This window comes from Pseudomonas sp. NFACC02 (genome assembly GCF_900110765.1).
In the GTDB taxonomy this organism is placed as follows: domain Bacteria; phylum Pseudomonadota; class Gammaproteobacteria; order Pseudomonadales; family Pseudomonadaceae; genus Aquipseudomonas.
In genome coordinates this window covers 235,958-255,060 of sequence record NZ_FOEO01000002.1, presented here as the reverse complement: position 1 = coordinate 255,060, position 19,103 = coordinate 235,958, and the positions used below count along the sequence as shown (strand labels likewise).

Below are 19,103 nucleotides of genomic sequence, written 5' to 3'. Positions count from 1 at the left end.
CTGATAATGGAGGCCGATCCGTCTGAAATAGTTCTGTATTTTTCTCCCGCAGGTGTGACCGTTCATCGGTGCGCGATCTACGCGTGAACGCTGGATAACCGCCGCGTGTAGGAAATACGGCGCCATAAAAAAATGAGCAGCAGTGAACTGCATAACACGAGGTCGACGTGCCTTTTAAAAGCATTTAGCCGATTTATGGCGCGACAAAAAACTGGCAACTCCGCTAGGGATGAGAAGAAAGATACATCGTCGCTTAGTTGGATGACTCCCAAAAAAAGTAATTGTTTGATGTTAAAAATGAATGATGCAGCGTCTTCAACGTAAAATTACGGCGTCAAAAAATAAAACTCATATTAATCAATGGTTTGCAGTTACAAAATCCGATATAAGGCAAATTCTCGAAAATTTGACACTTTGAGTGTTTTTTGAAACTATCACCGTACCGTTTTTTCTTTCGCAACCGTTTGTAATGGATGCTCGGCGCTTTCACCGCATGGATGAAACAGCCGATCCAGAGCGCTTGCTGAAAGGGCGGTAGCGTCCGTCAGCGTTCGGTAAACCGGCCCGCCGCCGATCAACCTCCCATAGTTGCAGTGTTTCATGGTCAGGCGAAAGCAGGTGGTCATGTCGCTTGTTCAATGCGCCTGCGAACCCTGAAGTGAGTGTGACTCCTTCGTTTTGAATTTCGACTGCCTTCACTGTCAGCCGTGACGGTAGTCATGCCCACATTCCACCCGTCTCAGGTTGTATGTACCCGGTTCGACATAAAAGGAAGTCGCGTCAGAACGGGCGGTTAGTTGTGCCTGTTATTCAGGGCCCAAGAACAGTTTGGGCGCGCTCAATGCATCGACTAAGTTTGGAGTTACGATTATGTATGGAGATCATCTGGAAACCGTTTGTGGTTGTGTAGTAGGGGGAGCCGGACCTGCGGGCATGGGGTTGCTTTTCAATGCGTTGAAAAGCGGCGCCATGCCCGAATTGGCCAAGGAAGGCTTGATCATTGTCGATGCGAGCCCCAATCCCGGCACCGGCCGCTTGGGTGATTACCGGATTACAGCCAACTCGGTGGGCGACGTGTTCCTCGATTGTTTGCGCGACCCTGCATTGCGGGACGTGTTCGAGCCCCTCGAGCACTCGGCGGCCTACTGGCGTATCCGCCGTCAGGCCCAACATGCGCCTCAGCTTTCCGACGTCGCCGAATTGCTGGCCGAGGCATCGACGCTGGTATTGAATTTCATCGTCGAGCATTACGGTGTGAAGCTGTGGACGAGCACGACGATTACCGAAGTGGTGCATGAAGACGACGAATATCAGGTGTGGGTTGAATCGGAAGGCCGCAGTCGCCGAATCCGCTGCCGGGCCGTCGTGCTCAATCTGGGTGGCCGTCAGGATCCACGTCATTTGCTCAACAGCCTGGCCGATCAAGGCCTGGCGGTGCCGCCATCTGCCACGGTACAGAGTGCCGATGAACTGCTGCGCATGAACGGCGTGCAATTGCGCAACCTCTTCGCTCCGACCCTGGCGCATAACGGCCGGGTGAGCGTGGTCGGCGGGTCACACAGCGCGTTTTCGGTATTGGAAAATCTGGCCGATGCGCTGGAGTTTGCCGGCCTGAGTGAAGTGACCCTGGTGCACCGTTCACCGATCCGCTTGTTCTATGAAACCGCCGAGGCAGCCATTGAGGCGGGTTATGCCTTCGATCCGGTGAAGGACGTGTGCCCGGTCTCTGGGCGCGTCAACCGCTCGGGCGGATTACGTTACCGTGCGCTGGATGTTGGGCGTGAGGCACTGGCGTGCGGCCGTATTGGCAAAACCGGGGTGCGCGTGCATCTGCTGCAGACCCAGAACGGACCTGAAGGTCAATTAGAGCGTGCGCGGCAAGCCTTGGCCGAATCCGAGGTCGTGGTGCAATGCACCGGCTATCAGCCCCTGCTGCCGACGCTGACCTATGCGGGTGGCGCCGCCATCAGCCTGATGGAGGTCAAGGGCGGTCTGGATTCCGATCCTTCTGGCTGTCCGCTCGACAGCAACGGTCAGCGCCTGTACGGAATGCACCTCTTTGGTCTCGGCGCGGGACTCGGCGTTGACCCACGACTGGGCAGCGAGGCGTCGTTTGACGGCCGTATCTATGGCGTGTGGCAGTTCCACAATGACGCCAGTGGTGCTGTCATCGATGCGGTGCTCGCGCGCCTGCAACAACCAGTGATCCAGCCTGTCAGCCTCAGTCGTCGGCTGGTCGTCAACCGCGAAGAGCAGCGCCAACCGTTCCTCTGGCCTGCAATGGCCAACGCGCAATCCTGACTCTCCTTGCAACACCTGTCCCGGACCGTCTGGCGCGCTCCGGGATTTTTTTTGTGCGAACGTCTACGACCCATGTATCGATGCACTGATCAACAATATGTTGGCCATCATTCCACTGTTGGATAGAGTTGTCGCGTTCATCTATTCTGGGTTGTCCGGACCCTCTCAGGTTGACTCCACAAGGAATCGAAAGACTATGCGTATCTTGGTCGTAGGTGCAGGCGCGATAGGGGGGTACTTCGGCGGCCGACTGCTGGAAGCCGGGCGCGATGTCACGTTTCTGGTCCGCCCTGGGCGCGCCGAGGAGCTGGACCGCAGCGGACTGATCGTGCGCAGTCCGTTGGGCAATATTCTGTATCCGTCGCCGCCGCATGTGATGACGCCGATGCTGGACCAGACCTTCGATCTGATCCTGCTCAGTTGCAAGGCTTACGACCTCGACGCGGCCATGGAGTCCTTCAGCGCAGCGGTCGGCCCACAGACGGTGATTCTGCCGCTGCTCAACGGGATGGCGCACCTGGACCGACTGGCTGAGCGCTTCGAACCTGAGAACGTCCTGGGCGGGCAGTGTCTGATCTCGCTTGATCGAGACGCATCCGGCGCGATCCTGCATTTGAACGACACCAACCAGCTGTCCTTTGGCGAACTCAGCGGTGCGTTGACTGCGCGCATTCTCAAGGTTGCCGAGGCTCTGGCAGACGCGGGGTTCGATGCCAATCTGAGTCAGCAGATCGTTCAGGAAATGTGGGAGAAATGGTGCTTCATCGCCACGGCGGCGGGGATCACCGGGTCAATGCGGGCAAGCATCGGCGACGTGATCGCCAGCGGTGGCGAGACGATGATTCTCACATTACTGGCTGAATGCGCCCGCGTCGCCGAACAGGCCGGGTATGCGATTCGACGCGACGTCAGGCAGCGCTTCCAGACGATGCTGACCAGCAGAGACTCAAAGATGACCGCGTCCATGCTGCGGGATATCGAGCGGGGGGCGCCCATCGAGGTCGAGCAGGTGATTGGCGATATGGTGTCCCGCCGGTCCAGCGCCGATAACACTGCGAAAGAGCAGTTGTCGGTACTGGGCGCCGTCTACGTGAATCTCAAGTCCTATGAGGCGCGGCGATTGAGGGATGCAGGCTGAGTGACCACGGGCGGTGCGTTGGCGGGAGGGGCGGTCAGCGACAGCTTCCCTGGCGGTTGCCACTGGAGCGCCGGTCAGGTTTGCGCAGGTCGACATGCGAGCGGACAGTTGGTCGATTGCATTGCACAAGCGCCGAACCTTTAGCGTGAGCTACCCTCAACTATTCAACATTTGTTGTCAGAGGAGAGGCGCACCATGCCGGTCAAGCACGATTTGTATGCGGATTTAAGTGTCAGCAAGGAAGAGCTCAGCAAACTTCGCAGCAAGGATGCCAAGCTCAATCAACTGGTCGAAGACTACGGCATGATTGATACCGACATCCTCAGGGCAGAGGCTGGAGAGGCGGGCGATGTCTCGGACGATCAACTCAAGAAGCTCAAGGAAAAACGCTTGCTGGCCAAGGACCAAATCGTTAAGCACATGACGTATCCGGACTGAGTCGTCCCGATTCCTGAATAACAAGCGGCCGGTTTTCCATAGGATGACCGGCCTTTTGTTTGGTTACCCACATCCAGGCGCACGGCGATGCGCCCGCACAGTCGTCAAGAAAGTGCGAATTAGAGCGGTTTCGATGAGTCCATCAATGAACTAGGCGCTGAGTGGTTAGTTGGTCGGCGCTAAAAGAAAGAGGGTGTTATGGATCCAAATGATTGTCGACGTTAAACGGCGTCAGGCGTACGCCGTTTAAAGTGTCTGCTACCGGGCAGCAGCAGACCGGTGACTAAAGCAGTGAACCCGGATGGCTAACGCTGCGCGCGGGTGGGCATGTTAGCGATACCGGGTGCTTCATTGGGGCTCTTGGTTCGGTGCGATTTCAGCCTGAATACGTTTGTAAATTTCTTCACGGTGTACTGAAACATTCTTCGGTGCGTTGATACCGAGCCTTACTTGAAGGCCTTGTACGCCCAGAATGGTGACAGTGATTTCGTCACCGATGTTTATGCTTTCGCCGACTTTACGGGTGAGTATCAACATAATCTTTTCCTTGATGGCCTCTTGAAGCGCCTCTACCAGGAGGCTGGCGTTAGCCTTTTGGGTGGTGGTAATGCCGAGTGCATCCACATGCGTCCGTCAGTATGACGCCATGGGCACGGTTTTAATTCCCCAGGACCCTTTTATTGTCATCGGTATGGGTGCTCCTGAGGCCAGACGGCATGCGAATTTTGCCTGTTTTTGGCGGTAAATCCCCTTAAGAATTGGCTATAACCCTGATAGCCAGATCCGGGGCGGCGCCTATTGCACACTCCTTTCGCATTTATTGCAAAGAACTCGTGCCAGCTGGCGATGAAATTTTCATTAGCCTGCCTATACGCGGACTCCTAGAGCAGTGTAGGAGAGTTCCGAATCGTGTGGCGGCAAAGTGAGATGAGTATAGGGAAATGAGCGAGATGCTGCCTGAAGATGCGTGGCATCGGGGCGAGCAGAGGCAGGGGAAGCAGAAACGACATGCCCACCGCGAGGGTGGGCATGGGGCAGCAGTCAGCGAGTCAGACCACCAGCGACAGCAGCATGATCAGGATGATACCGACGACGGAGAGGATGGTTTCCATCACGGTCCACGTCTTCAGGGTTTCGACCACGGTCATGTTGAAGTACTGCTTCACCAGCCAGAAGCCGGCATCGTTGACGTGGGACAGGATCAAGGAGCCTGCGCCCGTTGCCAGCACCAGCAGTTCACGGTTGACGCCCGGTACCAATGCCACGACAGGCGCGACGATACCTGCGCCGGTGATGGTGGCGACGGTCGCAGAACCGGTCGCGACGCGGATCACCGCAGCGACCAGCCACGCCAGGAGAATGGGCGAAATCTGCGCCTGCACGGCCATATGACCGATCAGGTTGCCGACGCCGCTGTCCACCAGCATTTGTTTGAAGCCTCCGCCAGCACCCACGATCAGCACAATCGCTGCAACCGGCGCCAGACTCTGGTCCAGCAGCTTGATGATCTGATCACGGCTGAAGCCGCGCGCCGAGCCAAAGGTGTAGAACGCCAGCAGCAAGGCGAACAGCAGGGCGGCGATCGGGTGGCCGATGAAGTCCATCCAGATGCGGAAGACATGGCCGTTGGGCAGTGCGACGTCAGCAAAGGTCTTCAGCAGCATCAGGAACACCGGCAGCAGAATCGTGACCAGCGTGATGCCGAAGCTCGGCAGGTTCTCGCTGGTCGACTCCTTGGCAATCTGGTCCATGAGTTCTTGGGACGGGTTGCCAGGAATGCGTTTGGCGATCCACTTGCCGAAGATCGGACCTGCGATGATTGCGGTCGGGAAGGCAACGATCAGACCGTAGAAAATGGTCTTGCCGATGTCAGCGTTGAAAATGCCGATGGCCAGCAGCGGGCCCGGGTGCGGTGGCACCAGACCGTGTACCGCGGACAGGCCGGCCAGCAGAGGGATACCGATCTTGACGATGGAAACGCCGCTGCGACGGGCAACGATGAACACCAGCGGGATCAGCAACACGAAGCCGATTTCGAAGAACAGTGGGATACCGACCAGAAAGGCCGAGAACATCATGGCCCAGTGGACACGATCCTTGCCGAAGCGGCGAATCAACGTCTGGGCGATCTGGTCGGCACCGCCGGAGTCGGCCATCAGTTTGCCCAGCATGGTGCCGAGGCCAAGAATGATACCGACGAAACCCAGCACGCCGCCAAAACCGTCCTGGAACGATTTCATGACTTTGTCTACCGGCATCCCGGAGGTCAGCCCGAGAAAACCTGCTGCGATGGTCAGTGCGATAAAAGGGTGGACTTTGAACTTGGTGATCAATAGCACGAGGCCAATGATGGTCACCAACGCATCGACGAGTAGATACGTGTCTTGAGTCATACCGAACATGGGGTGTCTCTCCGTTGTATTTTGTTTTTTTGGAGCTACTGCTCAGCGCTGTTGTTCACTGCCGTGTGCACACAAAAAGACAGCGCTATCTTTGTCGCTCACGCCGGATCGAGGATCAGGAGCCGGTGAGAGCGTTGGCAGATTGGGTTTGCGAGGCGGTCCACCAGGTTGCCGCTTCGGCACCGATGGTCTCGATGGTTTTTGTCGCATCCACGACCAGCGTCCGGTCTTCACCGTAGGGCGGTTCGAGGGTGGCGAACTGGCTGTCCACAAGGCTGGCCGGCATGAAATGCCCCGGACGGTGCGAGCAACGCTCGGTCGCCAGTTCCTTGGTCAGCTCCAGAAACACGAACCCCAAGCCCGGCACGGCTGCGCGCAGACGGTCACGGTAAATGAGCTTGAGAGAGGAACAGGTCAGGACCGGCTTTTCGCCGTTCTTCAGGGCGGCGGCGACTTCTTCGCCCAGGCGGGTCAACCAGCCTGCGCGGTCTTCGTCATTGAGAGGATGGCCAGCGCTCATCTTGTCGATGTTCGCCTGAGGATGGAACGCGTCGCCTTCAATGAGGCGACCGCCACAGTTCTTGGCAATTTCAGCCCCGACGGCACTTTTGCCGCAGCCGGAAACACCCATTACCACGACGGCGGATATTGCATGTGGAGCAGTAGTCATAAAAACCTCGTCCCGAAGACAGCGCTGTCTTCGCCGGATAGTGTGCAAGTCCGGCAAGACTGTTTCCGGGTGTAGTCATTGTTATGGTTATCTCGCTGATCCATGAGATGCATCTGTCCGGCCGTGAATACGATCGAAGAAAGTTGCGGGCCTCCGTGAGATAGCGCTACCTTAGAGCCCATCCGAGACAATCGCAACCCCTTCGGTTTTTACTTCCATTCAGTTGGCAACGCATGACACGCATTGGTTCCCGCTCCACCGGTCGTCCCACGCTCAATGAAGTCGCGAAACTCGCCGCCGTTTCCCCGATTACTGCCTCAAGAGCGCTGCGCGGCGTGGCCACGGTGGCGCCGGAACTGGTAGCAAAAGTCCGCGCCGCTGCGCAGAGTCTAGGCTATGTCGCCAACCCTGCTGCCCGTGCACTGGCGTCGTCGCAAAGCCAGTCGGTGGTGGTGCTGGTGCCATCCCTGTCCAACCAGTTGTTCATCGAGACGCTGGAAGCCATCCAGACCGTCTTGCGCCCGCGCGGACTGGAAGTGGTGATCGGTAACTATCACTACTCGCCTATAGAAGAAGAAAACCTGTTGCGCAGCCATCTGGCGAACCGGCCGCGCGGCATTCTGCTGACCGGCTTCGATCGCAGCCAGGCGGCGCAACAGCTGTTGGCGGCGAGCGGTGTGCCGTGCGTGCACATGATGGAGCTCGATCCTGCGCGCGCGGAGCCTTGCGTGGGGTTTTCTCAGCAGCAGGCGGGCGCGGAAGCCGCGCGGCATCTGTTGAGCCGCGGGCGTCGGCGTCTGGCCTATGTGTCGGCGCAACTGGATCCGCGGGTGATCCAGCGCGGAACGGGGTTTCGCGGCGCCCTGGAAGCGCAGGGGCTTTACGACGAAACCCTGCAGATGGCTTCGCCATTGCCATCGTCGATTGGCTTGGGCGGAGAGCTGTTTGCGCGGCTGCTGGCAGAGCATCCGGATGTCGACGGGGTGTTTTTTTGTAACGACGACCTGGCACAAGGCGCCGCGTTGGAGGCATTGCGTCGCGGGATCAAGATTCCTGAGCAAGTGTCACTGATCGGCTTCAACGACCTGCCAGGCTCGGCACACATGGTGCCGCGGCTGACCTCCATTCGCACGCCGCGTGAAGAAGTCGGCCAGCGTGCCGCGCAATTGCTGCTCGGCTTGCTGGACGGCAATGTCCAGCAGGCGCAGGTCGATCTGGGGTTTGAGCTGGTGGTGCGGGAAAGCACCTGATTCCATGGGCGTGCCGAGCGGAATTTCTGGCTGACACATCACCTTGTGGAAGCTTCAGGAGATAACGACGGTGACGAATGCGGTGTGTCAGGTAAACCGCTTTCGCCACCGTCGTAACCTCCGGCAGCTCCCACAGGCGCTGCAGTCTTCCTGGGGAAGCTTTATTTCTCTTCTTTCTTGTACGCCAAGCGGAACTCGTGCAGCAGCGGTTCGGTGTACCCGCTTGGTTGTTCGCGGCCTTTGAATACCAGCGCGCACGCGGCCTGGAAGGCGACCGATTTGTCGAAGTTTTCCGCCATTGGCGTGTAGGCAGAGTCGCCCGCGTTCTGTTTATCCACGACCTTGGCCATACGCTTGAGCGTTTCCATCGCGTAGTGGTCGTCAATCACCTTGTGACGCAGCCAGTTGGCGATGTGCTGGCTGGAAATACGCAGCGTGGCGCGGTCTTCCATCAGGCCGACGTTGTGAATGTCCGGCACCTTGGAGCAACCCACTCCTTGCTCGACCCAACGCACGACATAGCCCAGCAGCCCTTGCGCATTGTTCTCGACCTCTTCGCGGATCTGGTCATCGGTCCACTTCGCTTCCTCGACGACAGGGATGTTCAACAGATCGAGCAGGATGTCTTCGCTGACGCTGTCCAGGTCGACCTGTTCCAGCTCCAGTTGTACCGCTTTCACATCGACCTTGTGGTAGTGCAGCGCATGCAGTGTGGCCGCCGTTGGGGAAGGCACCCACGCGGTGGTCGCCCCGGATTTCGGATGACCGATCTTTTGCTCCAGCATGTCGGCCATCCGGTCCGGCATCGCCCACATGCCTTTGCCGATCTGTGCGCGACCGCGCAAGCCACACGCCAGACCGACCAGCACGTTACTGCGCTCATAAGCCTTGATCCACGGCGTGGCTTTCATGTCGCCCTTGCGCAGCATGGCGCCCGCTTCCATTGAGGTGTGCATCTCGTCGCCGGTGCGGTCGAGGAAGCCGGTGTTGATGAACGCCACCCGTGCGGACGCGGCGTTGATGCACGCCTTGAGGTTGACGCTGGTGCGCCGCTCTTCGTCCATGATCCCCATCTTCAGCGTGTTGCGCGGGATCTTCAGGGCGTCTTCGATGCGACTGAACAGTTGGTCGGCGAAGGCCACTTCGGCCGGGCCGTGCATTTTCGGTTTGACGATGTAGACGCTGCCGGCGCGTGAGTTGCCGCGATTGTGCAGGTCGTGCAGCGCGATCAGGCTGGTGATCACGCCGTCGAGAATCCCTTCGGGAATTTCTTTGTTGCCGTCATAAAGAATCGCCGGGTTGGTCATCAGATGCCCGACGTTGCGGATGAACAGCAGTGAGCGCCCGTGCAGGGTGATGCGGCTGCCGTCGGCGGCGGTGTATTCGCGATCAGGATTGAGTCGGCGGGTGATGGTCTTGCCGCCCTTGACCAGTGCTTCGGTCAGGTCGCCCTTCATCAGGCCTAGCCAGTTGCGGTAGATCACCAGCTTGTCGTCGGCGTCAACGGCCGCCACGGAGTCTTCGCAGTCGATGATCGTCGACAGGGCCGCTTCCATCAGCAGGTCTTTGATACCCGCCGGGTCGCTGCTGCCGATCGGGCTGGACGGGTCAATCTGGATCTCAATGTGCAGGCCGTGATTCTTCAGCAGGATGGCGGTGGGTTGTTCTGTGTCCCCCTGATAGCCAACGTATTTTTCCGGTTGGGCGAGGCGCGACTGGCTACCGTCGCCCAGGGTCACCCGCAGTTCGCCGCTGTCCACCGCGTAGGCTTTGGCATCGACATGAGAGCCGGACGCCAAGGGCACGGCTTCGTCGAGCAGGGCACGGGCGAACGCGATGACCTTTGCGCCACGCAGTGGGTTATATCCGGCCTTGATCTCGGCGCCGTTATCGCTGGAAATGGCGTCGGTGCCATACAGCGCGTCATACAGCGAACCCCAGCGGGCGTTGGCGGCGTTGAGCGCATAGCGCGCGTTGGCCGCAGGGACCACGAGCTGCGGACCGGCCTGTTCGCTTACTTCGATGTCGACTTTGCTGGTGGTCGCCTGAACCTCGGCCGGAACCGGTTGCAGGTAACCGATGGAGTCGAGGAAGGCGATGTAGGCGGGCATGTCGGTGACCGGGCCCGGATTGGACCTGTGCCATTTGTCCAACTGCACCTGAATCCGGTCGCGCTCGGCCAGCAGCTCGCGGTTGATGGGCGCCAGGTCGTGGACCAGCGAGTCGAAATCGGCCCAGAACACATCCGGGTCCAGGCCCGTTCCGGGAAGCACGTCCTCGTCGACAAAGCGTTTCAGATTGGCCGCCACCTTGAGGTTGTGGCTGTTGACGAATTCGGTCATCTCGGGTTCTCCGTTAAAAACATGTGATAGGACGCCAGACTCGCTTCTGCCCGGAGGGCGTGGGAGCCGGCTTGCCAGCGATCTGGCGCGAAGCGGCAGTAAAACCTGATTGCGCGAGACCTCTGACACACCGCGTGTAGGGCATTTGCTGCCGGTTCCCGGCAGATCGCGAGCAAGCTTGCTCCTACGCCCGCCGGGCAGAATCAAAAGCAGTGCGCACGTTACCCCGCATTCACGCCAGCCACACCGGCCTTGGCAACTTGTGCGTCCTGGTCGGCTTTGACGCCGGAGACACCCACCGCACCGACGGTTTCGCCGTCCACGATGACCGGCACACCGCCTTCCAGCGACGTCAGCAAAGGCGCGGTCACGAACGCGGTGCGACCACCATTGACCATCTCTTCGTAGCCTTTGGACTCGCGACGACCCAGCGCCGAGGTACGGGCTTTTTCGATCGCGATATAACCGCCGATCGGCGCGCAGCCGTCCAGACGCTCGAAGCCCAGCAGGTGACCGCCGTCATCCGTCACGGCGATGGACACGGCCCACCCGTTGGCCTGAGCTTCGGTGCGCGCGGCAGCGAGGATCCGGGTGACTTCGGTCTGGGTGAGCACGGATTTGGTTTTCATGAAGTTCTCCTGATGAATAGGGTGACGTAAGGGAGAAGACGGTCTGCGATCAACTTGGATGCAGCGCGTCCTCGATGAGTTCGATCCAGTGCTTGACCGGTGTACGGCCCGCGCTGGCCAGGTGGGTCTGACAGCCGATGTTGGCGGTCGCAATGACTTCCGGTCGACCGCTTTCCAGTGCATTCATCTTGTTGTCGCGCAACTGCTTCGACAGCGTCGGCTGGGTGATCGAGTAGGTGCCGGCCGAGCCACAGCACAGGTGACCGTCGGGCACCGGGGTCAGGTTGAACCCCAGGCGGGTCAGGACCGCCTCCACCGCGCCGCCGAGTTTTTGCGCGTGCTGCAGGGTGCAAGGGCAATGAAATGCCAGCTTTGTGCTGGTGCAGGCCCCGAGTTTCTCCAGGGGCTCAGCGCGCAGCACTTCCACCAGGTCCTTGGTCAGGGCACTGACCTGTGCTGCCTTGTCGGCGTATGCCGGATCGTCGCGCAGCATATGGCCGTAATCCTTGACGAAGGCACCGCATCCGCTGGCCGTTTGCACAATGGCCTCGGCACCGGCCTGTAGGCTCGGCCACCAGGCATCGATGTTGCGCCGTGCGCGGTCCAGGCCTTGTTCCTGTGCGTTCAAATGGTAGTCCACGGCGCCGCAGCAACCGGCCTGCGCGATCGATTTGACGCTAATCCCCAGGCGATCCAGCACCCGGGCGGTCGCCGCGTTGGTGTTGGGTGAAAGGCCCGGTTGCACGCAGCCCTCGAGTATCAGCACCTGACGGGCATGCTGCTGCGTGGGACGCGCTTTAGGCGGACGGATATTGCCCGGCAGCTTGTCTTTGAGTGAGCCGGGCAGCAGCGGACGAAACGCATTGCCCATCTGGGTGAGTGTCTTGAACAGCCCGGCATTCGGCACCACGGCGCGCAGGCTCTCGCGCAACACGCGCTGGCTCAGGGGGCGCGGCACGGCGGCGTCGACCACAGCCCTGCCGATGTCCAGCAGGTTGTGATAGTTCACGCCGGAAGGGCAGGTGGTTTCGCAGTTGCGGCACGACAGGCACCGGTCCAGGTGAAGCTGGGTCTTCTCGGTGACTTCCTTGCCTTCCAGGACCTGCTTGATCAGGTAAATCCGCCCGCGCGGGCCGTCGAGTTCATCGCCGAGCAGTTGGTAGGTCGGGCAGGTGGCGTTACAGAACCCGCAATGCACGCAGCTGCGCAAAATGCTTTCGGCTTCTTCGCCGCGTGGCAGGCGTTTCGCCTGTTCGCTCAGGGTGGTCTGCATGGTTCAGATCTCTGCGTACATTCGGCCCGGATTGAAGACTCCGTGCGGATCGAGTTGTGCCTTGAGCTGGCGGTGATAGCGCAGGAGCGGCGCGGGCAGTGGCTGGAACGGGCTGTCATCCAGGCCATGGCTGTAAGAAGTTGCATGCCCGCCCACCGCGCCAACGATGGCGCGAATCTCGCTGCCGCTGGCCTCGGATTTGAGCCAGCGTTGCGCGCCGCCCCAGTCGATCAACTGATCGCCTGGCAGGTCGAGCACAGCGGTGTTGGTCGGCAGCGAGAGTCGCCACAGTGGCCGGCCATCGGTGAAAAAGTCGAGCCGATGCTCATTCAGCGCTTGCCAGTACGCCGGGTCGATGGATTCCCCGCCGAGGCGATCATGAGCTGCTGCCACTGAACCTTCGCCGCCTTCCAGGCGCAGCCTCAGCACGCGCCCATCGTGACTGGCCGCGCTGATCGGCAACGGCTGCTGACCCCACTCGGCCAGACGGGCAAGGGCGCGGTCGCTGTCCATCTCCAGCGCGATGCTGGTGCACAGCCGGGGCTTGGGCAGGACTTTGAGTGAGACTTCGGTGATCAGCCCCAGACAACCAAAACTGCCGGCCATCAAGCGCGACAGGTCATAACCGGCGACGTTTTTCATCACCTCGCCGCCGAACTTCAGGTGTTTGCCCAGGCCGGTGATGACGCGTGTACCGAGGACAAAATCGCGCACCGAGCCTGACCACGGCCGGCGCGGACCGGACAAGCCCGCCGCGATCATGCCGCCAACCGTCGCATCGCCCACACCGCCATCGCTGAAGGTGGGGGGCTCGCACGGCAGCATTTGCCCGGCCGCCTCCAGCGCGGCATTCAGTTCGCTGAGCGGGGTTCCGGCGCGCGCGGTGATGACCAGTTCCGTGGGGTCATAGGTGACGATGCCTCTGTGCACGCGCGTATCGAGCACTTCGCCGGCCACCTCGCGCCCGAGAAACGCCTTGCTGTTGGCACCCTGAATGCGCAGTGGCAGGCCGCTTTGAATGGCCTGACTGACTTGTTCTTGCAGCACGTCACTGGCATCGCGATCCTGCGCGGTGAAGTGGGGTTGACGTTCGGCACCCATCAGAAACGCTCCAGTTCAGGGAAGGGCAGCTTGCCCATGTGCACGTGCATCGCACCGAATTCGGCACAGCGGTGCAGGGTCGGGATGTTCTTGCCGGGATTGAGCATGCCGCTGGGGTCGAACGCCGCTTTCACGGCATGGAACAACGTCAGTTCGTCACTGTTGAACTGCGCGCACATCTGATTGATCTTCTCGCGGCCCACCCCGTGTTCGCCGGTGATGCTGCCGCCGACTTTCACGCACAGTTCGAGAATCTTGCCGCCCAGCGCTTCCGCTCTGTCCAGCTCGCCCGGCTGGTTGGCGTCGAACAGAATCAACGGGTGCATGTTGCCGTCGCCGGCATGGAAGACGTTGGCCACCCGCAGCCCGTATTCGTCGGACAACGCCGAGATGCCTTTGAGCACGCCCGGGAGTTCACGGCGCGGAATGGTGCCGTCCATGCAGTAGTAATCGGGCGACAACCGACCCACGGCAGGAAACGCGTTTTTACGACCGGCCCAGAAACGCACGCGCTCGGCTTCGTCCTTGGCCTGACGCACCTCAGTGGCGCCAGCTTTTTCAAGCACGGCGCGAACCCGGTCGCAGCCGTCGTGAACGTCGGCTTCGACGCCATCGAGCTCGCACAGCAGAATGGCTTCGGCGTCCACCGGGTAACCGGCGTGGATAAAGTCTTCGGCCGCACGGATCGCCAGGTTGTCCATCATCTCCAGCCCGCCAGGAATGATGCCCTCGGCAATGATGTCGCCCACCGCCCGTCCGGCTTTTTCCACCGAGTCGAACGCCGCCAGCAGCACCCGCGCGACTTGCGGTTTGGGCAACAGCTTGACGGTGACTTCCGTGATGATGCCGAGCATCCCTTCGGAGCCTGTGAACAGCGCCAGCAGGTCGAAGCCTGGGGTGTCCAGGGCGTCCGAGCCCAGCACCATGCGTTCGCCTTCAACGGTCAGAATGTCGACCTTGAGCAGGTTGTGCACGGTCAGGCCATATTTGAGGCAGTGCACGCCGCCCGCGTTTTCCGCGACGTTGCCGCCGATGGAGCAGGCGATCTGCGATGACGGATCCGGCGCGTAATAGAGGTCGTAAGGCGCGGCAGCCTGAGAAATCGCCAGATTGCGCACGCCAGGCTGGACACGGGCGAAACGGCCGGCGGGATCGATGTGCAGGATCTTGTTGAAGCGCGCCATCACCAGCAGCACGCCTTTTTCCAGCGGCAGTGCGCCGCCCGACAAGCCCGTACCCGCGCCGCGCGCCACGACGGGCACGCCGCGTTCGTGGCAGACCTTGAGCACGGTCTGGACCTGTTCGACCCGCTCCGGCAGCACCACCAGCATCGGGGTGGTGCGATAGGCGGAGAGGCCGTCGCATTCATAAGGCCGCAGTTCTTCCTCGCGATGGAGGATGTCCAGATCAGGCAGTCGCGCTTGCAGGGCCTGCAGCAGCTGGGCCTTGTCGATGGCAGGCAACGCGCCATCGACGCGTTCGTCGTACAGAATATTCATGATGGGTTCGCAACCCTGTTGTTTTTATAAGAGGCGATTTATGTAGGGCCCGTTCTTTGACTGAACGTTCTACCGCTGGCTTGCATCATTGGCTGCGGGGGCCTTACTGTCCATGTCTTAACGCACTGGTCGAACCAGTTTTTTTTGTCATTTGCCCAATGACTGTTAAAAAAATCCATGTTTATCAAAGGGCTGGTATTTGCTGACTCAACGGATTTCTTTATTTTTATAACTGGTCATACCAGTTGATCCGTCGGTTAGGCAACGTGCTTACGATGCTTGCAGCAAGGAGCGCCTTCAGGGCTGTGCAGAATTCACCTCTATTGTGGACGCTGGATCATGGAAACAAACAAGCTCACGCCTCAAGTCGCCGACGTGGTCAGCGAGCGTATCGAACGGCTGATCGTCGATGGCGTGCTGAAGGTCGGACAGCTATTGCCTTCGGAACGGCGCCTGACCGAGAAGCTGGGCGTGTCGCGTACGGCGCTGCGTGAAGGGCTCAAGCTGTTACGTGCCCGAGGCATCATCGAAACCCGACAGGGCAAGGGCTCGTTCGTCGCGCAGATGGGCGGGTTGGGAGTGACCGCTGCCTCGCCTTTGATGCACCTGTTTGCCTCGCAGCCTCGCACGCTGTACGACCTGTTCGAAGTGCGTAGCCTGCTGGAGGGCGAGTCCGCTCGGCTGGCGGCCTTGCGCGGAACCGACGCTGATTTCGTACTGATCACCCGGGCCTACAATGCGCTGGTCGCGGCTCACGACCATGAACTGTCGGCCTCCGAGCACGCACGCCTCGACCATGCCTTCCATCTGGCGATCTGCGAGGCGTCTCACAACCCGGTATTGGTGCAGACCTTGCGCTCGCTGACCGACCTGTTGCTCAACACGGTGTTTGCATCCGTCAACAACCTGTACCACCGCGAAGCGCAGAAACGCCAGATCGACCGCCATCATGCGCGGCTTTACAACGCCGTCACCGGGCGTCTGCCGGAACAGGCGCGCAAGGCCGCCGTGGCGCACATTCAAAGCATCTGCGAAAGCCTGCGCGAGATCGAGAACGAAGAGCAGCGACTGGTACGGGCCACCTTGCGCCTGGAGGGGTGGACCTGACCTTGACAGTCGTCAGGTATTGCCGCAATTTACGCATTGCGTAAGTCGTTTACGAATAAAACAAGAAAACAACGCGAAGGCCTGCCGTGGATCTTTATACCTACTACCGATCAACCTCCAGCTACCGGGTGCGGATCGCCCTGGCGTTGAAGGAGCTGCAGGTCAACGCTATCCCCGTCAATCTGATTCGAGACGGTGGCGAGCATCGAAAGCCTGGCTATCTGGCGATCAATCCGCAGGGGCGCGTTCCTGCACTTCGGCTCGACACGGGCGAAGTGATCACCCAGTCCATGGCGATCATCGAATACCTGGAAGAACGCGCGCCCGTTCCGGCGTTATTGCCCGGAGATTTGATTCAACGAGCCCGACACCGGGCAGTGGCGGCGCTGATCGGCTGTGATATCCATCCGCTGCACAACGTCGCGGTGCTCAACCGTTTGCGCGGTCTGGGGCACGACGAAGGCGATGTGACCGCCTGGATCGGGCACTGGATCAGTGAGGGTTTTGCCGCCGTTGAAGCGCTGATCGGTGACCAGGGCTTCTGTTTCGGCGACGTTGGTCTGGCCGATGTGTATCTCTTGCCGCAGCTGTACGCCGCCCGCCGTTTCAATGTCGACCTGACTGCGTTCCCGCGTATCTGCCGGGTCGAGGCGCTGGCGTTGCAGCATCCGGCCTTTCAGGCTGCGCACCCCGATGCGCAATCCGACAAGCCGGAGTAACCTGTCCTCCATGAAAATCTTCGGTCTGCAATTGATCTTCGGCGACTTCCTCGCCCGCAGCGTACGGGGCATTCCCTGTGCGCCACCTGCTGAACAGTGACTTCGCCGCTGTGCAAATCACTTTTAGCAGGAGCAAGACCGTGACTGATCTCTACGAAAATCCGATGGGCCTGATGGGCTTCGAGTTCATCGAATTCGCCTCGCCGACCCCCAACACGCTGGAGCCGGTGTTCCAGATGATGGGCTTCACCAAAGTCGCCAACCACCGTTCAAAGAACGTGGCGCTGTACCGGCAGGGCGCGATCAACATCATCCTCAACAACGAACCTCATAGCGAAGCGTCCTACTTCGCCGCCGAGCACGGCCCTTCAGTGTGTGGCATGGCGTTCCGGGTCAAGGATTCGCAGCAGGCCTACAAACGCGCGCTGGAACTCGGTGCTCAGCCGATCGAGATCGCAACGGGCCCGATGGAGTTGCGTTTGCCCGCGATCAAGGGCATTGGCGGCGCGCCGCTTTACCTGATCGACCGTTTTGGTGAAGGCACGTCGATCTATGACATCGACTTCGTGTTCATCGAAGGCGTCGACCGTCATCCTGAAGGCGCGGGCCTTAAATTCATCGACCATTTGACCCACAACGTCTACCGGGGGCGCATGGCGTATTGGGCGAACTTCTACGAGAAGCTGTTCAACTTCCGCGAAATTCGCTACTTCGACATCAAGGGCGAGTACACCGGGCTGACCTCCAAAGCGATGACCGCCCCGGACGGCATGATCCGCATCCCGCTCAACGAAGAGTCGTCCAAAGGCGCTGGCCAGATCGAAGAATTCCTGATGCAGTTCAACGGCGAAGGCATTCAGCACGTCGCGTTCTTCACCGAGGACCTGATCGACACCTGGGACCGGCTCAAGGCGCTGGGCATGCGTTTCATGACAGCGCCGCCGGACACCTATTACGAAATGCTCGAAGGTCGGTTGCCGAACCACGGCGAACCCGAAAACGAACTCAAGGCGCGCGGCATTTTGCTGGACGGCACGTCGGAAGGCGGCAACAAGCGTCTGCTGCTGCAGATCTTCTCGGAAACCCTGATGGGGCCGGTGTTCTTCGAGTTCATCCAGCGAAAGGGCGATGACGGCTTCGGCGAGGGCAACTTCAAGGCGCTGTTCGAATCGATCGAACGCGACCAGTTGCGGCGCGGGGTGTTGACGGCAGATTGATTTCGCCTGACGGGGCGCTCTCCTGCCTGAAACCGGTGGGCGCATCACACCGAAATCAGGTCAGACTCTGGATCTTTCTGTGGGAGCGAGCTTGCTCGCTTCCACAGGGTTCGCGACAGGCTTTGGGTCACACGGCCGGCATGTCCCCGCCCATCCGTGCGCTGATCGCTTGGGCTGTCTTCAGCAGTTTCTGCGCCGCCAGCGCCTGGCGCTCGTCGGTGAACACCGATGCCGAACCCACCACGGTCACTACGCCCACCAGCTTGCTACCCATGGCGAACACCGGTGACGACACGGCATTGACGCCCGCCATCAACAGCCCATGAATCTGGTGCACGCCAGTGCTGCGTATTTCTTCGATGTGACGGTCGATTTCTTTCAGCTGTTTCGCGTTCAGAGAGTCCGCTTCCGATTGTCTCAGCGCTGCCGTCTCGGCGGGTGAGAGGAAGGCATCGAACACCATTCCCGTCGACGAACCGAGCAGCGGCAAGACCGAGCCGATCTGCGTGACCAGCGTCACCGCGCCCAGCGATTGCTCGACATACACCACGGTGGGCCCCTTGTTGCCCCATACCGCAAGGAAGCAGGTTTCATTGAGCTCGTCGCGCAGTGCAATCAGTGCGGGGGCGGACGTTTTCAGCACGTCCAGCTGACTCAGCGCCGCAAGGCCGACCTGCAACGCGGAGCGTCCCAAACGGTAGTGATTGGTCACCGAATCCTGCTCGGCGAAGCCGCTGTCCACCAACGCCTGCAAGTAGCGATGCACTTTGCTGGCGGGCATGCCCACGTACTCGGCGAGCTTCGACAATGAGGTCGCGGGTGCCAGTTCGGCCAGCGCTTTGAGAATGCCGACGCCAACTTCGGCGGACTGCACTTTCTGTTGGCGCGAGCCTGCGGGGATTGCGGAATCTTCGGTCATGAGCGGGGCGTGCGCCGGTCTGGAAAGGCTGCTTTATAGCTTGACCGACCTGCAAACTCAAATTACGTTATGCGTAATCTGTTTACGTAAAATAAAAA

At 60.1% G+C, this 19,103-nt stretch carries 16 protein-coding genes; 7 read left to right on the top strand and 9 right to left on the bottom strand.

All coding sequences use genetic code 11. The features are described from left to right. Positions 1–870 precede the first annotated feature (870 nt). From BMY73_RS03150 to BMY73_RS03140, 3 genes are all read left to right on the top strand, one after another. A complete protein-coding gene (locus BMY73_RS03150; RefSeq protein WP_062380867.1) occupies positions 871–2,301 on the top strand; it encodes a pyridine nucleotide-disulfide oxidoreductase in 1,431 nt (476 codons plus the stop codon). Positions 2,302–2,497: 196 nt separating this feature from the next. Continuing rightward, positions 2,498–3,439, top strand: a complete 942-nt coding sequence (locus BMY73_RS03145) for a ketopantoate reductase family protein (protein WP_092404973.1) — start codon at positions 2,498–2,500, stop codon at positions 3,437–3,439. A 195-nt stretch (positions 3,440–3,634) separates the two neighbouring features. After that, on the top strand, positions 3,635–3,877 hold the full coding sequence (locus tag BMY73_RS03140; protein ID WP_062380871.1) for a DUF465 domain-containing protein: 243 nt from the start codon (positions 3,635–3,637) through the stop codon (positions 3,875–3,877). Between the two features lie 348 nt (positions 3,878–4,225). Here the strand turns inward: BMY73_RS03140 and csrA are convergent, their stop codons facing one another. The 3 genes from csrA to BMY73_RS03125 all read right to left on the bottom strand — a co-directional run bounded on the left by csrA (position 4,226) and on the right by BMY73_RS03125 (position 6,910). Further along, positions 4,226–4,414, bottom strand: a complete 189-nt coding sequence (gene csrA, locus BMY73_RS03135) for a carbon storage regulator CsrA (protein ID WP_062380972.1) — start codon at positions 4,412–4,414, stop codon at positions 4,226–4,228. A gap of 512 nt (positions 4,415–4,926) precedes the next feature. Next, positions 4,927–6,279, bottom strand: a complete 1,353-nt coding sequence (locus BMY73_RS03130) for a GntP family permease (RefSeq protein ID WP_062380873.1) — start codon at positions 6,277–6,279, stop codon at positions 4,927–4,929. Positions 6,280–6,394: 115 nt separating this feature from the next. Further along, entirely contained in the window at positions 6,395–6,910 is a 516-nt protein-coding gene (locus BMY73_RS03125) for a gluconokinase (protein WP_175500124.1), read from the bottom strand. Between the two features lie 272 nt (positions 6,911–7,182). Between BMY73_RS03125 and BMY73_RS03120 the strand changes: the two genes are divergently transcribed. Continuing rightward, positions 7,183–8,199 (top strand): HTH-type transcriptional regulator GntR, encoded by a 1,017-nt coding sequence (locus BMY73_RS03120; protein ID WP_092404969.1) that lies wholly within the window; start codon positions 7,183–7,185, stop codon positions 8,197–8,199. Between the two features lie 161 nt (positions 8,200–8,360). Here the strand turns inward: BMY73_RS03120 and BMY73_RS03115 are convergent, their stop codons facing one another. The 5 genes from BMY73_RS03115 to glcD form a co-directional block, all read right to left on the bottom strand. After that, a complete protein-coding gene (locus tag BMY73_RS03115) occupies positions 8,361–10,541 on the bottom strand; it encodes a malate synthase G (protein WP_092404967.1) in 2,181 nt (726 codons plus the stop codon). Positions 10,542–10,762: 221 nt separating this feature from the next. After that, a complete protein-coding gene (locus BMY73_RS03110) occupies positions 10,763–11,170 on the bottom strand; it encodes a heme-binding protein (RefSeq protein ID WP_062380880.1) in 408 nt (135 codons plus the stop codon). A gap of 49 nt (positions 11,171–11,219) precedes the next feature. After that, the gene (gene glcF / locus BMY73_RS03105; protein ID WP_092404965.1) at positions 11,220–12,443 is read right to left on the bottom strand and encodes a glycolate oxidase subunit GlcF; all 1,224 of its coding nucleotides are present in this window, start codon (positions 12,441–12,443) and stop codon (positions 11,220–11,222) included. Positions 12,444–12,446: 3 nt separating this feature from the next. Further along, a complete protein-coding gene (glcE, locus tag BMY73_RS03100) occupies positions 12,447–13,544 on the bottom strand; it encodes a glycolate oxidase subunit GlcE (protein WP_092404963.1) in 1,098 nt (365 codons plus the stop codon). Next, the gene (gene glcD, locus BMY73_RS03095; protein ID WP_092404961.1) at positions 13,544–15,043 is read right to left on the bottom strand and encodes a glycolate oxidase subunit GlcD; all 1,500 of its coding nucleotides are present in this window, start codon (positions 15,041–15,043) and stop codon (positions 13,544–13,546) included. The genes glcE and glcD overlap by 1 nt, the downstream gene beginning before the upstream one ends. 339 nt (positions 15,044–15,382) lie before the next feature. Between glcD and glcC the strand changes: the two genes are divergently transcribed. The 3 genes from glcC (at position 15,383) to hppD (ending at position 18,086) form a co-directional block, all read left to right on the top strand. Continuing rightward, positions 15,383–16,150, top strand: a complete 768-nt coding sequence (gene glcC, locus BMY73_RS03090; protein ID WP_092404959.1) for a transcriptional regulator GlcC — start codon at positions 15,383–15,385, stop codon at positions 16,148–16,150. Positions 16,151–16,236: 86 nt separating this feature from the next. Further along, positions 16,237–16,869 carry a maleylacetoacetate isomerase gene (maiA, locus tag BMY73_RS03085; RefSeq protein WP_092404957.1) on the top strand — a complete coding sequence of 211 codons (633 nt, stop codon included), beginning with the start codon at positions 16,237–16,239 and terminating at the stop codon, positions 16,867–16,869. Positions 16,870–17,009: 140 nt separating this feature from the next. Next, positions 17,010–18,086, top strand: coding sequence for a 4-hydroxyphenylpyruvate dioxygenase (hppD, locus tag BMY73_RS03080; RefSeq protein ID WP_062380892.1), 1,077 nt, complete (start codon positions 17,010–17,012; stop codon positions 18,084–18,086). 127 nt (positions 18,087–18,213) lie between these two features. Here hppD and BMY73_RS03075 read toward each other — a convergent pair whose 3' ends face one another. Next, on the bottom strand, positions 18,214–19,005 hold the full coding sequence (locus tag BMY73_RS03075; RefSeq protein WP_092404955.1) for an IclR family transcriptional regulator: 792 nt from the start codon (positions 19,003–19,005) through the stop codon (positions 18,214–18,216). Between the last annotated feature and the right edge of the window lie 98 nt (positions 19,006–19,103).

What these genes read in the sequence shown, in the direction of transcription:
- BMY73_RS03125 (WP_175500124.1), bottom strand. Translation starts at nt 6,910, where the DNA reads ATGGGTGTTTCCGGCTGCGGCAAAAGTGCCGTCGGGGCTGAAATTGCC.
- BMY73_RS03110 (WP_062380880.1), bottom strand. Translation starts at nt 11,170, where the DNA reads ATGAAAACCAAATCCGTGCTCACCCAGACCGAAGTCACCCGGATCCTC.
- glcC (WP_092404959.1), top strand. Translation starts at nt 15,383, where the DNA reads ATGGAAACAAACAAGCTCACGCCTCAAGTCGCCGACGTGGTCAGCGAG.
- glcD (WP_092404961.1), bottom strand. Translation starts at nt 15,043, where the DNA reads ATGAATATTCTGTACGACGAACGCGTCGATGGCGCGTTGCCTGCCATC.
- BMY73_RS03140 (WP_062380871.1), top strand. Translation starts at nt 3,635, where the DNA reads ATGCCGGTCAAGCACGATTTGTATGCGGATTTAAGTGTCAGCAAGGAA.
- glcE (WP_092404963.1), bottom strand. Translation starts at nt 13,544, where the DNA reads ATGGGTGCCGAACGTCAACCCCACTTCACCGCGCAGGATCGCGATGCC.
- BMY73_RS03130 (WP_062380873.1), bottom strand. Translation starts at nt 6,279, where the DNA reads ATGTTCGGTATGACTCAAGACACGTATCTACTCGTCGATGCGTTGGTG.
- BMY73_RS03075 (WP_092404955.1), bottom strand. Translation starts at nt 19,005, where the DNA reads ATGACCGAAGATTCCGCAATCCCCGCAGGCTCGCGCCAACAGAAAGTG.
- BMY73_RS03115 (WP_092404967.1), bottom strand. Translation starts at nt 10,541, where the DNA reads ATGACCGAATTCGTCAACAGCCACAACCTCAAGGTGGCGGCCAATCTG.
- BMY73_RS03145 (WP_092404973.1), top strand. Translation starts at nt 2,498, where the DNA reads ATGCGTATCTTGGTCGTAGGTGCAGGCGCGATAGGGGGGTACTTCGGC.
- csrA (WP_062380972.1), bottom strand. Translation starts at nt 4,414, where the DNA reads ATGTTGATACTCACCCGTAAAGTCGGCGAAAGCATAAACATCGGTGAC.
- BMY73_RS03120 (WP_092404969.1), top strand. Translation starts at nt 7,183, where the DNA reads ATGACACGCATTGGTTCCCGCTCCACCGGTCGTCCCACGCTCAATGAA.
- glcF (WP_092404965.1), bottom strand. Translation starts at nt 12,443, where the DNA reads ATGCAGACCACCCTGAGCGAACAGGCGAAACGCCTGCCACGCGGCGAA.
- BMY73_RS03150 (WP_062380867.1), top strand. Translation starts at nt 871, where the DNA reads ATGTATGGAGATCATCTGGAAACCGTTTGTGGTTGTGTAGTAGGGGGA.